Origin of the sequence: Curtobacterium sp. UCD-KPL2560 (assembly GCF_001705035.1) — a bacterium.
In the GTDB taxonomy this organism is placed as follows: domain Bacteria; phylum Actinomycetota; class Actinomycetes; order Actinomycetales; family Microbacteriaceae; genus Curtobacterium.
The window spans coordinates 1-12,451 of sequence record NZ_MCIG01000033.1 but is presented as its reverse complement, the minus strand read 5'-3'; the positions used below and the strand labels follow the sequence as shown (position 1 = coordinate 12,451).

General features: G+C 72.4%; 11 protein-coding genes, 1 rRNA gene and 1 pseudogene. 7 read left to right on the top strand and 6 right to left on the bottom strand.

All coding sequences use genetic code 11. From position 1 onward, the window contains the following. Positions 1-81: 81 nt before the first annotated feature. From BEP24_RS09340 to BEP24_RS09325, 4 genes are all read left to right on the top strand, one after another. Complete coding sequence (locus BEP24_RS09340) at positions 82-1,074, top strand: hypothetical protein (RefSeq protein WP_065962695.1); 993 nt, start codon at positions 82-84, stop codon at positions 1,072-1,074. 169 nt (positions 1,075-1,243) lie between these two features. Then, positions 1,244-2,527: a hypothetical protein gene (locus BEP24_RS09335; RefSeq protein ID WP_216093123.1), complete on the top strand. Its 1,284-nt coding sequence runs from the start codon at positions 1,244-1,246 to the stop codon at positions 2,525-2,527. Positions 2,528-2,638: 111 nt separating this feature from the next. Next, a complete protein-coding gene (locus tag BEP24_RS09330) occupies positions 2,639-3,217 on the top strand; it encodes a hypothetical protein (RefSeq protein WP_065962658.1) in 579 nt (192 codons plus the stop codon). A 49-nt stretch (positions 3,218-3,266) separates the two neighbouring features. Further along, positions 3,267-3,584 carry a hypothetical protein gene (locus BEP24_RS09325; RefSeq protein ID WP_065962657.1) on the top strand — a complete coding sequence of 106 codons (318 nt, stop codon included), beginning with the start codon at positions 3,267-3,269 and terminating at the stop codon, positions 3,582-3,584. A gap of 93 nt (positions 3,585-3,677) precedes the next feature. Here BEP24_RS09325 and BEP24_RS16585 read toward each other — a convergent pair. Beyond that, positions 3,678-4,421: pseudogene (locus BEP24_RS16585) on the bottom strand (AraC family transcriptional regulator); the annotation flags it as partial. Positions 4,422-4,669: 248 nt separating this feature from the next. Between BEP24_RS16585 and BEP24_RS09315 the strand changes: the two are divergent. Continuing rightward, a complete protein-coding gene (locus BEP24_RS09315; RefSeq protein WP_083230247.1) occupies positions 4,670-5,488 on the top strand; it encodes an SDR family oxidoreductase in 819 nt (272 codons plus the stop codon). Between the two features lie 213 nt (positions 5,489-5,701). Here the strand turns inward: BEP24_RS09315 and BEP24_RS09310 are convergent, their stop codons facing one another. The 4 genes from BEP24_RS09310 to BEP24_RS09295 all read right to left on the bottom strand — a co-directional run bounded on the left by BEP24_RS09310 (position 5,702) and on the right by BEP24_RS09295 (position 8,753). After that, complete coding sequence (locus tag BEP24_RS09310) at positions 5,702-6,631, bottom strand: NADP-dependent oxidoreductase (protein WP_065962654.1); 930 nt, start codon at positions 6,629-6,631, stop codon at positions 5,702-5,704. Between the two features lie 64 nt (positions 6,632-6,695). After that, positions 6,696-7,004: a hypothetical protein gene (locus BEP24_RS09305; RefSeq protein WP_065962652.1), complete on the bottom strand. Its 309-nt coding sequence runs from the start codon at positions 7,002-7,004 to the stop codon at positions 6,696-6,698. Continuing rightward, positions 6,994-7,836, bottom strand: a complete 843-nt coding sequence (locus BEP24_RS09300) for a hypothetical protein (protein WP_065962650.1) — start codon at positions 7,834-7,836, stop codon at positions 6,994-6,996. The genes BEP24_RS09305 and BEP24_RS09300 overlap by 11 nt, the downstream gene beginning before the upstream one ends. Continuing rightward, positions 7,836-8,753, bottom strand: a complete 918-nt coding sequence (locus BEP24_RS09295) for a hypothetical protein (RefSeq protein WP_065962647.1) — start codon at positions 8,751-8,753, stop codon at positions 7,836-7,838. Before BEP24_RS09295 ends, BEP24_RS09300 begins: the two co-directional genes overlap by 1 nt. 182 nt (positions 8,754-8,935) lie before the next feature. Here BEP24_RS09295 and BEP24_RS09290 point away from each other — a divergent pair, with 182 nt between their 5' ends. Beyond that, positions 8,936-9,451, top strand: a complete 516-nt coding sequence (locus tag BEP24_RS09290) for an excalibur calcium-binding domain-containing protein (RefSeq protein ID WP_065962646.1) — start codon at positions 8,936-8,938, stop codon at positions 9,449-9,451. 127 nt (positions 9,452-9,578) lie between these two features. Then, complete coding sequence (locus tag BEP24_RS09285) at positions 9,579-11,999, top strand: excinuclease ABC subunit UvrA (protein ID WP_065962645.1); 2,421 nt, start codon at positions 9,579-9,581, stop codon at positions 11,997-11,999. Between the two features lie 219 nt (positions 12,000-12,218). Here the strand turns inward: BEP24_RS09285 and rrf are convergent. Continuing rightward, a 5S ribosomal RNA gene (rrf, locus tag BEP24_RS09280) occupies positions 12,219-12,335 on the bottom strand. Positions 12,336-12,451 lie beyond the last annotated feature (116 nt).

Here is a 12,451-nt window from a genome sequence, read left to right as displayed (position 1 = left end):
CGCGGTTCCAACCCGGCCCGACCTGACTGTCGCTCGCTTCAGGTAGCTTTCCGAACACCATCGGTGAGCCCAGGAGTGACGTTGCCCCAACCATTCGACCCCGACAAGCTCAAGCAGGGGCTGGCCAAGACGCTCGACAGCGTGGGCCAGGCCACCCGTGACACCTCATCACGGGTGATCGGACAGGCGCGCTCCTTGCGGGAGTCGGCAGAGGACGCCCTCGAAGCGCGCCGAGGTCCGGACGAAGATCCGTACGAGCGAGCCACGATCGACTACAACGCGGCGCACACGTCGATGACGGACACCGGTCTCGAGCTCCTCCGGCAGCGCGAGCGGTCGGTGGACCTGCTCGAACTCGTTGAGCACCTCGTCAACAGCATCGCCAACACGCCGAAGTCGTTCGGGACGGCTTTCGAGCGGGTTCAGCTCAACCGGACCGCGTTCCTCGAGGCCGAGGAGTTCGCGCGGAAGGACCTCGAAGCCGCTCGGGCATCGGCGTTCGGAGCGGGCGCCGGCGTCACGGTCGGCGCCGCCGTGGCGAGCCTGGCGCCCGCAGCGGCGATGTGGACCGCGACCACCTTCGGTGCGGCCTCCACCGGGACGGCGATCTCCACGCTGTCGGGAGCGGCCGCCACCAACGCAGCACTCGCGTGGTTGGGAGGGGGCGCGCTGGCGGCTGGCGGGGGCGGAACCGCGATGGGCGGAGCGCTCCTCGCGCTGGCAGGTCCGATCGGCTGGAGCGTGGCCGGGGCCGCGCTCCTCACGTCGATCGTGCTCTTCACGAAGAAGAAGTCCGAGACACGGGAAGCGAAGCACCAGGCGCTGCTCGCGCTTCGCGAGAACACCGCCGCCGTCCGGTCGCTCGAAACGCAGATCAGGGCTCTGCTCGACCGGAGCACGTCGGTCCGCGAACTCCTCCGAGACAACTACACACAGTCGCTCTCCGCCTTCGGCGAGGACTTCGCCGAGCGCCCCAGGACGGATCAGGCGCGTCTTACGTCACTGGTCAACACAGCGACCTCCTGCGCTGCCCTCCTCGGGACGCGCATCGCGTCGGAGACCGCGGATGACTGACCCGATCAGCGGCGCGAAGCGGATCCAGGAGCAAGCCGTCGCTGCCTGGGTGAACCACCTGAACGAGGTCCGCCTCGAGGCGCTCTTCGCTCGTCTGGAACGGCACGCGAACGACCTCGACGGAGCGCTGTCAACGGTCGACGCGGCGCTCCGCAGGATCGACCTCGAGGTGGTCGCCCGGAACCGAGGCGGGGTGAAGGGAATGCACGGCTTCATCGCGGAGGTCGCTGAGGTCGGCGTCGGCAACGCCCGAGCACGAATCGTCGGCGACGCTGCTCGCTACGGGTGGGTCAACGACAACGGCCCAGTCGACCTCCTCCGAGACGGCGTCGAGATCCAGCAGAAGTTCGTCGCCGCGGGCGGTCGTCTCGGGCTGGGGGCGATCGGCGAGCACCTCGACAAGTACCCCGACTTCATCCGGAACGGTGGGAAGTACCAGATCCCCGCGGACCACTACGAGACCATCCGCGACTTGCATTCCATGTCGGCAACGGACGCGAGCAAGCTCGTCGCGGGGTCCGGTGACGGCCCGTCGTACCGGGACTGGCTCCGCATCCGAGCGTTCTTCGGTACCGGACGAGTCGACGTGGACTCGCTCGAGCCATCCGCACTCGACTACGCGGACGTCCAACGCGGCTCGTACACGGCCACTCTCGAGAGCGAGAAGGACTCGCTGCGCGCAACCGCTCGATCGCAGCGTGCCGATGCATCCGCCGCAGGGCGAGCATCCATCCGAGAGGCGGGCAAGGCCACGATCGCCGCTGGCACCGTCGAAGGGGTGACGACGTTCGTCATGGCAGTCGTCAGGAAGCACCGTGCTGGGACACCGCTCGCGCAGTTCACCACCGGCGACTGGACCGAGGTCCTCGGCGAATCGGGAGTGGGCGTCGTGAAGGGCGGCGTCCGCGGTGTGAGTGTCTACACCTTGACCAACCTGGCCGCGACGCCCGCTGCTGTTGCGAGTGCACTCGTCACGGCGAGCTTCGGCATAGCCGAGCTGGCGAACGAGCTGCGTACCGGAACGATCACGGAGCGCGAGTTCATGGAGCGTGCCGAACTGGTCTCGCTGGAAGCTGCGGTCAGTGCGGTCTCGTCGCTCGTCGGCCAAGCGGTCATCCCCATCCCGGTCCTCGGAGCCGTGATCGGCAACACGATCGGTACCGTGATGTACGAGACGGTGTCTGATTCCCTCGCTCGGCGGGAGTGCGAGCTCCTCGAGCGATACGCCGACGAGCAGCGGTTGCTCGGAGAACGTCTCACGAGCGAACAGGAACAACTCGTCGACCGGCTCAGATCCGCGACGTCGACGTACGTCGCAGTCCTCGACCGCGCGTTCTCACCAGACGTGGAAACCGCGCTCGCCGGATCGGTCGCGCTCGCGATCGAGGTCGGGGTGGCTCCCGCGGACATCCTCGACTCCGACGAGAAGACCGCGGCCTACTTCCTCGACTGACACCACCGATCTGGGTGACGGCCGCGATGACTGCGCGCGGGGGCGACTCCGCGCGGTGCCTCTCGGTGGCAGACGCCGCGCACCGCACATCGCGCTGCCTATGCTCATCGCGTGGTCGACACGAAACAGACGAAGACGATCGGTGAGCACGCAGTCGCGGCCGAGCTCGCGCGACACGGTTGGGCACCGGCGCTGACCCGCGACGGTCTGGAACGCACGGACATCCTCGCGGTCCAGCTCGGAGGAGACCGCACGATGGTCGAGGTGCAGGTGAAGTCCGCGCGAGGGAGCGGCCCTCGGCTCTCGTGGCCACTCGGCGAGAAGTCCCAACAGCCCTCCCTGCATCGACACGAGTGGTTCGTCATGGTGGCCATCGACGACGACCTGTCTGCGCCGCTGCGCTACTTCGTCGTGCCCCGCGACCACGTCGCGGCGGCCGCCTGGATCCAGCACATGGACTGGTTGACGACTCCCGGGATCCCGGCTGGCACCCGGAACGCCGGACCGGAGCGGTCCCGTGTCCCACTGCCCACGTTCGGTCGCTACGAGGACGCCTGGTCCTCACTCGCGCTCCCGACGAACGAGGTGCCGGTCCTGCTGCCGCCGAAGTTCCACGCGCTCGCGACGGAGACCTCGCGGGTGGGCCTGCCGAAGGGTCATCCGTGGCACGATGACCTGCCACGGTGGTGACGCGAGCACAGGCCCGGGGAAGGCGACCTCGGACCGCTACGCTCCCCCCATGCCCGACCGCATCATGTACGTCCAGCTGAAGACCGGCCACCCCACCGACGCCGGCCCCGCGTGGATCAGCCGCGTGCGCTTCACCAAGACCTGGAGGACCGCGTCCTTCCACGGCCGCGCCCTCGCCCGCGAGCAGGGGATCGACGCGAACTTCCGCGACGTCGAGACCGACGAGTGGTTCTGGCTCTCCGGCCCGAAGCGCGACCGCACCGACGCCCGGTACGGTCGCGGCGCCCCGACCGTCGACGAGGACGCCCGCGCCGACTACGAGGCGTTCCTCGACGGCGCCCCGCTCCCCGGCCGCGAACACGGCTGACCTCCCGGCGCGCGTGCTCACGCAGCGACGGGACCCACTGCACCACCCACCGGACGGGAGGCCCGCCACCACCGCATCCGCGGCCGGCGGCCGCCCGTACGCCTCCCGGTAGTTCCGCGAGAAGTGCGACGCACTCCGGAACCCGACCGCGGCCGCAGCCCGCGCCGCGGTGTCCCCGTGCACGACCATCCGCCGCCGCGCCTCCCCCAGTCGTGTCCGCTTGAGGTACTGCGCCGGCGTCATCCCCGTCGCTTCCTTGAACCGGGCGAACAGCGTCGACTCGCTCACCCGCAGGGTCCGCGCGAGCCGGTCCATCGACCACGGCTCGTCCATCCGCGAGGTCAGCAGCGCAGTCGCACCCGCCACCACCGAGGTGCCACTCCCGTCGAGCGCCGCCGTGATCCTCGGTGCCTGCGCGGTCTGCAGCAGCCGCAGCACGATCTCCCGCGAGACGAGCGGGAACAGCACGGGGATGTCCTCCGGGGCGTCGAGCAGTCCGAGCAGCCGGGCGAACGCGTCCGCGAGCGGCTCGGTCCAGCGCCCGAGTCTCGGCACCGGCGCGGCGGCTGCAGCAGCGGGGACGGACATCGAGGCGACGACCTCACCGACGACGACGGGGTCGAGCCGCCACACCGCGGAGACGAAACCGTCCTCCCCCGCGGCGTCCACCACGCCGGCGACGACGGGCAGGTCCACGGGCGTGATGATGAACCGCTCGCGGCCCCACTCCTGGTCGTCGTCCCCGACGATCGAGCGCTTCCGCCCGCGCAGCACGACGGACAGCGACGGCACGTACCGCCGGTCGAACAACCCCGTCGGCTGGTGCACCCGGGACACGGTGAGCCCGAGCGCCTCGGCGTGGTGCGCCGATCCGGTGCGGGCGGCCGCTGCGTGGGGGTCGTTCCCGAGGACGGCGGCGTGCGCAGACGCGATCGCGGCTGCTTGGTCGAGGTGCTGCGCGATGCGGTCGTCCACGTCGCCAACCTACCCATGCACGCACGCAGGCACGCGGCGTCACGGGATCCGGCAAGCTCTCCGCGGATCCGGGCAAGCGACGGCCGTGCCCGCAGCCGGAGCATCGGACCATGACGACACAGCACGAGCAGACGACACCCCACCAGACGACGACGTCCACCGCGACGACCCCTGACCACACGACACCCCGCACCGCCCTCGTGACCGGCGCCTCGAGCGGCATCGGCGAGGCCGTCGCCCGCGAGCTCGCCGCCGCCGGCCTGACCGTCGCCGTCCACGGCCGCGACGAGCAGCGCACCCGGGCGGTCGCCGCCGACATCCAGGCACAGGGAGGCCGAGCCGTCGCACTCGTCGCCGACCTGTCCGCCAGCGCCACCGAGGTCCGGGACCTCGCCGCCGCGGCGCTCGACCGACTCGGCGGGCACGTCGACGTCCTCGTGAACAACGCGGGCGTCTACCCCGGGGGCCCGACCGAGTCGCTGTCCGACGACACCGTCGACGCCCTGCTCGCGACGAACGTCCGCGCACCGCACGTCCTCGTCGCGGCTCTCGCCCCGGGCATGGCCGAGCGCGGCGGCGGTGTCGTCGTGAACATCGGCTCGTGGATGGCACGCGTCGGCGTCCCGTTCATGGCCCTCTACCCCGCGACGAAGGCCGCGGTCGAGCAGCTCACGCGCGCCTGGGCCGCGGAGTACGGGCACCGCGGCATCCGCGTCGTGACGGTCGCCCCGGGCGCGACGGCGACCCCGGGCAACGCCGACTCGGCGGAGGTCCTCGCCGCGATGACCCAGGGCACCCCGGCTGGCCGCCCGGTCCAGCCGGTCGACATCGCGCGCGCGGTCCGCTGGGTCGCGTCCGACCAGGCGGCGTTCGTCACGGGCGGCACGATCGACGTCGACGGCGGGATCGCCTCGACACGGCTGTCCTGAGGGCGCGGCCGGGCCCGCCCCGTCGGGCGGCAACACGCAGCGTCGGGGCGTGACACCGGGACGGACGGGCGCGCTCCGCAAGGCGGCGACGCGAAGCGAAGTGACGCGACGCGACGCGACGCGACGCGACGCGACGCAGGGACGGACGGGAGGCGCGGTGCCAGCTGGCACCGCGCCTCCCGTCCGTCACATGGTCGCGACCGCGACCCGCCCTCACCAGGTGAGCACGAACCGCCCGCGCGTCCCACCGGCGGCCAGGCGCTCGTGCGCCTCCCCCGCCCGCTCCGCGGGCAGCACCTCCGCGACCCGCGGTGTGAGGATGCCGTCCTCCACCGCCTGCCGGAGCTCCTCGAGCAGGTCGAACGACGTGTACTCCTCGAACACCATGATCCGCTCGAACCGGATGCCGCGAGCGCCGTTGCCCTCCCAGCCCCGCACGTCGGCGAAGAAGCCACCGTCGCGCACGGCCTCGACGACCTCCTCACGCTGCACCGCGGCGTCGGCGAGCGCGTCGACCCCGTCCGGCACGAGGCCGCGGACGGCTGCGGCGAACCCGTCGCCGCGCGGGACGACGTGGTCGGGGCCGAGGGAGCGGACGAGCTCCTCGTCCTTCGGTGCGGCGTCCGCGATGACCGTGATGCCGCGCTGCTTCGCGAGCTGCACGACGTAGTTCCCGAGCAGCCCGGCGGCACCGGTGACCGCGAGGGTGTCGCCCGCACGGAGTCCCGAGCGCGTGAGGATCTGCAGCGCGGTCAGCCCGTTCATCGGGACGGTGGCGGCCTCCTCGATCGACGTGCCGGCGGGGATCCGCGTGAAGGACCCGACGGGCGCGACGAGGTGCTCGACGTACGCGCCGCCGTGCTCGGTGAGCGGGAGGGCCATCGCCATGACCTCGTCGCCGACCTGCCAGTCGGACACGTCGGGTCCGACCTCGTCGATCACCCCGGCGGCGTCCATCCCGGGCACGTACGGCGGCTCGGTGTCGGTCGGGCGCTGTCCTTCGCGCACCCCCGTGTCGGTGGGGTTCACGGCGAACGCCTGCACCCGGATCCGGACGGTGCCGTGGCCGGCGTGCGGCTCCGGCACTTCGTGGACGGCGAGGGCTCCGGGCCCTCCGAACGTTGCGACTCCGACGACCTTCATGCTCCCGGTCTACGCGCCGGCGACGGAGCGGACTCAGCGGACGTTGCAGGAGCGAACACCGTGGTCAGTTCCACGTCCGCAGCGCGACGACGACTGCGACCGGCAACGACGCAGCGAGCACGATCCCCAGGACGACCGCCAACGTCCGCACCACCGGGATCCCCTGCTGTCCGACCCAGATCAGCAGCAGGATCGCCGTGAGGTACAGCGGCGGCACGAAGAGCAGCGGTACGAAGCCGAGCCCGGTCCACTCCACGAGCGCACCGGCGAGGAGTTCGTACACGGTGCACCCGGCGGCCACCACGAAGGCGCCCCACACGCCGGCGGGTGCCCGGCGACGAGCGCCCGCGGTGGCGTCCGGCTCACCCGTCATCGTCGTCGTACCCGTCCCCCGGACCGCCGGCGAAGCAGGTCGTCTGGATCACCACGTCGCCGGTGGTCCGGGTCACACCCGCGTTCCCCTCCGCGAGCCAGTCGTCGCCGACCGCCCGGGCGTCCCAGCCGAGCGGGTCCACATCACGGAGCCCGGCACCGCGGAAGACCTCGCGGACCGCCGCGAGGCGCCGTTCGGCCTCGTCCTGCGGCAGCAGATCGGCAGTGCGGTCCGCCTCGGTCCCCGGCTCGTCCTCGCCCTCGCGCTCGCCGGGCGACGACCACCTCCACGTGTACTCGGTGCCCCGCTCGAGGTTCGACAGCGGGCACCCGCGCGAGAACTGCCCGACCTCACCCGCGCCGGGGTCCTCGCCCAGTGCCCGCACGGCACGCTCGCCCAGCTCGGCGAGGTCCCGCTCGGCCTGTGCCTGCGTCCTGCTCGTCTCGAGCGCGGTCAGGGGTTGCGCCCGTCGCTCCGCATCCGCCGTCCAGTGCTTCGCGACCTCCACGGTCGGGTAGCCGAGCGACACGGCCGCGACGACCGCGAACACCGCGCACGCCACCGGCCCGACCAGCGTCACCGACGGGTCCCGCCGTCGCTGCACCAGCAGCAGCACGACGCCGGTCAGCGGCACTCCGGCACACACGACGGTGACGACGATGCTCCCCGTCGTCTGCGTCGAGAGCGAGTGTGTGGAGTTCCCCGCTCCGCTGTACCCGGCGAGCGCGACGAGCAGCCACGCGATCCACCCCGCGGGCAGGAGCAGCCCGCTCGCCACGATCCACCAGATGCCGTTCCGCCGCCTCGGTGGCGACCACGCGGTGTCGTCCATCACGAATCCCCCTCGTCCTTCCCGTGCGCCCGAGGCTCAACGCCTGACGCACGGTCCTGGTCCTCGTCCACCGCGTCCGGATCGACCAGGCACCCGCTCTCCAACAGCAGGCTCTCTCCACGCTGCCCGACGGTCGCGCTCCCCCTCCACGCGTCGGTGGTCAGGCGGCCGCCTCCCCCGTCGTACCGCTGGTACACGTGGTACCCCTCGTCCTGCAGCAGCTCGACCGCGGGCGCACTCATCCGCACACCCTCCGCGTCCGACACCGTCGCGGACGGCGAGGGCGTCGGCTCGGCAGGTGCCGCAGCGCCCTCGGGCGCGGCACCGGCGGCCGGACCGTCATCGGCGGTCCCCCGCCACCACGAGTACCGCACCATCGTCCCGGGAGCCTGGTTCCCGAGGCGGCACGAGTCCGTCTCCGTCTCGGCTGCCGGAGCGGCGGGGTCGCCGCCCATCGCCACGACGACGCGGTCACCGAGGGCTGCAAGTTCCTCCTGCGCCTGCGGCACCGTCCGCGCGGTCTCACGAGCGGTCGGCGGCTGCGCCCGTTCGACGGCGTCGGACACCATGTGCGACCCCTGGACCAGCGGCAACGGCAGGAGCGTCACGCCGCCGAGCGACAGCACGAGCAGGCAGACCGTCGGGCCGACCATGCTCACGCTCGGGTCGACCGTGCCCTCGCGCCGCAGGCTGGTGAAGCCCCAGAGCGGCACCCCGAAGCCGAGCGCCGCGGCGATCAGGTACGCGATGAGCATCCCGGCGTCCGGCCAGCGGCTCGACCACGGGCCCGCCGTCGACAGGACCGACGCGAGCGCGAGGTACCAGCCCACCACGATCGCCACGATGCTGCCGGCGATCCATCCGCCGCCGTGCTTCCGGTGCCCGCCGCGTTGCCGCACGTGCTCGTCGTCGCTCATGCGTCCCCCTCGCCGATCGTGTTCCCCCGGCACGACCCTACCGACGACCACCGATCCCCGCCCCGAGGTCGCTCGCGCACCCGTACGAGAACGGGAGGCGCGACGCACCCCCGCTCTGGGGAGTGCTGCTGAGCGCCCACCCCGGGAGATGATTGCGGTTCCCTCACCTTCTGGAGTCACCGATGACCCGCACCTCGAAGCGCCTCGGCATCGCCTGGGCCGCCGCCGGCGCACTCACCCTCGCCCTCTCCCTGAGCGCGTGCAGCGCCGGCTCCGCGGAGGACGCCGCGGCGTTCGTCGCAGCCGCGTCGAGCTCCAGCCCGACCTCCACCGCCAGCGCGGCCGCGGCGAAGGCGGCCGCCGAACAGGCCGCGGCAGCGGAGGCCGCGAAGGTCGCTGCGGACGTCGCTGCCAAGCGCGCAGCAGAGGAGGCCGCGCAACGCGCAGCCGCAGAAGCCGCGGCGAAGGCCGCGGCCGACGCCAAGGCCGCAGCGGACGCCCAGGCAGCCGCCGACGCCCAGGCAGCCGCAGCAGCAGCCCAGGCGGCAGCGGCGCCGGCGGCAGCCGCACCCGCGTCGGCGTTCTACGCGAACTGCGACGCGGTGCGCGCCGCGGGAGCGGCTCCCATCCGCGCCGGTGAGCCCGGCTACTCCCGCAAGCTCGACCGGGACGGCGACGGGGTCGGCTGCGAGGACTGAGCCCCACCGGACGGGAGGCGCACCGCACCCCCGCCACGCRCCTCCCGACCGCAGGCCGCGCCGCGCCCGCGGCCCCGCCGCGCGCACGACAGAACGCCGCCCAGCCACCGCGCCTACAGTCGAACGAATGCCCGCCCCGCACCACGAGACCGACACGACCCCCGCACCCGACGGCTTCATCCGCGTCCGCGGCGCCCGCGAGCACAACCTCCGCGACGTCGACGTGGACATCCCCCGCGACCGCATCGTCGCGTTCACCGGGGTGTCCGGCTCGGGCAAGTCGAGCCTCGCGTTCGGCACGGTCTTCGCCGAGGCGCAGCGCCGCTTCCTCGAGTCCGTCGCGCCGTACGCCCGCCGCCTCATCGCGCAGGGCAGCACCCCGCACGTCGACGAGATCACGGGCCTGCCCCCGGCCGTCGCGCTGCAGCAGCGTCGCGGCGCCCCGAGCACCCGGTCCACCGTCGGCACGCTGACGACCCTGAGCAACTCGACGCGCATGCTGTTCTCGCGGGCCGGCACCTACCCGGAGGGCGCCGAGCAGCTCTACTCCGACTCGTTCTCGCCGAACACCGCGGTCGGGGCGTGCCCGCGCTGCCACGGCATCGGGACGGCGCACGAGGTGACCGAGGCCTCCGCCGTGCACGACCCGTCGCTGAGCATCCGGGACGGTGCGATCACCGCGTGGCCGGGTGCCTGGCAGGGCAAGAACCTCCGCGACGTGACGGCGGTCCTCGGGTACGACATCGACCGGCCGTGGCGCGAGCTGCCGCGAGAGGACCGCGACTGGCTCCTCTTCACCGAGGAGCAGCCCGTGGTGCAGGTGCACCCCAAGCGCGACCGGGTGGCGAAGCCGTACAAGGGCCGGTTCTGGAGTGCCCGGCAGTACACGCTGCACACCCTCGCCGACTCGCAGAGCGAGGCGCAGCGCAAGAAGGCGATGCAGTACGTCGAGTCCGGGCCGTGCCAGCTCTGCGGCGGCTCGGGCCTGACCCGGGCGGCCCTCGGGGTGACGTTCGGCGGGCTGTCGATCGCAGAGTTCCACGCCCTGCCGCTGACCGAGGTCGCCGAGGTCCTCCGCCCCACCGCGGAGCTCACGGACCCGGTCGCGGCGACCTCCCGCGTGACCTCGGGCGAGCGGTCCGAGGTGGCGAAGTCGATCGCCGCGGACCTGCTGTCCCGCGTCGAGGTCCTCACCGGGCTCGGGCTCGGGTACCTCGGCCTCGACCGGGCGACGCCGACGCTCTCCCCCGGTGAGATGCAGCGCCTCCGCATCGCGACGCAGCTCCGCAGCGGGCTGTTCGGTGTCGTGTACGTCCTCGACGAGCCGAGCGCGGGTCTGCACCCCGCCGACGCGGAGCCGCTCGTCCAGGTGCTCGAGGACCTCCGCGCGAGCGGCAACAGCGTGTTCGTCGTCGAGCACGACATGGGCATCGTCCGCCGCTCCGACTGGATCGTCGACGTCGGCCCCGGTGCGGGCTCCGGCGGCGGCACCGTCCTGTACAGCGGGCCGCCGGACGGACTCGCGGACGTCGAGGCGAGCGTCACCCGCCGGTACCTGCACCCCCGGACCACCCCGGTGCAGCACGAGCCGCGCGAACCGGTCGGCACGCTCGAGCTCCGGGGCATCACACGGCACAACCTCCGCAGCCTCGACGTCGACCTGCCCCTCGGCGTGATGACCGCCGTGACGGGGGTGTCCGGCTCGGGCAAGTCCTCGCTCGTCGGCGGTGTCCTCCCCGCGGTCGCGACGCAGCACCCGACGGTGTCGCGCGTCGTCGAGGTCGACCAGAAGCCGATCGGCCGCACACCCCGATCGAACCTGGCGACCTACACGGGCCTGTTCGACGCCGTCCGCCAGGCCTTCGCGGCCACCGAGGAGGCCCGGGCGCGCGGCTGGTCGGCCGGGCGGTTCTCGTTCAACGTCGAGGGCGGCCGCTGCCCGGTCTGCCAGGGCGAGGGCTCCGTCTCGGTCGAGCTCCTCTTCCTCCCCGGCAGCTGGGCCCCGTGCCCCGAGTGCCACGGATCCCGGTACACCGACGAGACCCTCGAGGTCCGCTGGAACGGCGCGACGATCGCCGACGTCCTCGGCATGACCGTCGACCAGGCCGCCGATGCCCTCGCGTCCGTGCCCGCAGCCGCCCGCGCGCTGGACGCCCTCCGCAGCGTCGGCCTCGGCTACCTGCGTCTCGGACAGCCCGCACCGGAGCTGTCCGGCGGCGAGGCCCAGCGCATCAAGCTCGCCACGGAACTCCAGCGCGCCCGGTCGGGCCACACGCTCTACGTGCTCGACGAGCCCACCACCGGATTGCACCCCGCCGATGTCGAGCTGCTCGCCGCGCAGCTCGCCCGACTCAACGACGCCGGGAACACCGTCGTCGTGGTCGAGCACACCATGAGCGTCGTCGCCCAGGCGGACCACGTCATCGACATGGGTCCCGCCGGGGGCGACGACGGTGGTCGTGTGGTCGCGTCCGGCACGCCGGCCGCGGTCGCCGCGTCGGCGGACAGCCGCACGGCACCGTACCTGCGCACCGAACTGGGCGGCTGACCGGCCCGACCAACATCGGGCGGGAGGCGCGGCACCGGCCCGCCACGCTCCTCCTGTCCACGCCACCCCGAGCTGGCATGTGCTCGAGAAACGCATTCGCCCGGCCGCCGGCACGTGCCCGGGAAACGCAAGAGGGAACCGTCCGGGCCAGGCGCCCGGGAATGCAGAAAACCCCTGACCATGAATGGTCAGGGGTTCCCTGGTCGTACGTGAAGATGAGTCCGGCGGCGTCCTACTCTCCCACAAGGTCCCCCTTGCAGTACCATCGGCGCTGAGAGGCTTAGCTTCCGGGTTCGGAATGTGACCGGGCGTTTCCCTCTCGCTATGACCACCGGAACACTGTCGACCCGAAACGGATCAAACACTGTTCCTTCATGCTGGTTCAGCTGAAGTATTCAGTTTGATTCCCGATCGTCTGTCGGGAACCACAAAGTGGACGCGAGCCCCCACCA

Coding starts and splice junctions, on each gene's coding strand:
- BEP24_RS09325 (WP_065962657.1), top strand. CDS start 3,267: ATGCCCGACCGCATCATGTACGTCCAGCTGAAGACCGGCCACCCCACC.
- BEP24_RS09315 (WP_083230247.1), top strand. CDS start 4,670: ATGACGACACAGCACGAGCAGACGACACCCCACCAGACGACGACGTCC.
- BEP24_RS09310 (WP_065962654.1), bottom strand. CDS start 6,631: ATGAAGGTCGTCGGAGTCGCAACGTTCGGAGGGCCCGGAGCCCTCGCC.
- BEP24_RS09305 (WP_065962652.1), bottom strand. CDS start 7,004: ATGACGGGTGAGCCGGACGCCACCGCGGGCGCTCGTCGCCGGGCACCC.
- BEP24_RS09300 (WP_065962650.1), bottom strand. CDS start 7,836: ATGGACGACACCGCGTGGTCGCCACCGAGGCGGCGGAACGGCATCTGG.
- BEP24_RS09295 (WP_065962647.1), bottom strand. CDS start 8,753: ATGAGCGACGACGAGCACGTGCGGCAACGCGGCGGGCACCGGAAGCAC.
- BEP24_RS09290 (WP_065962646.1), top strand. CDS start 8,936: ATGACCCGCACCTCGAAGCGCCTCGGCATCGCCTGGGCCGCCGCCGGC.
- BEP24_RS09285 (WP_065962645.1), top strand. CDS start 9,579: ATGCCCGCCCCGCACCACGAGACCGACACGACCCCCGCACCCGACGGC.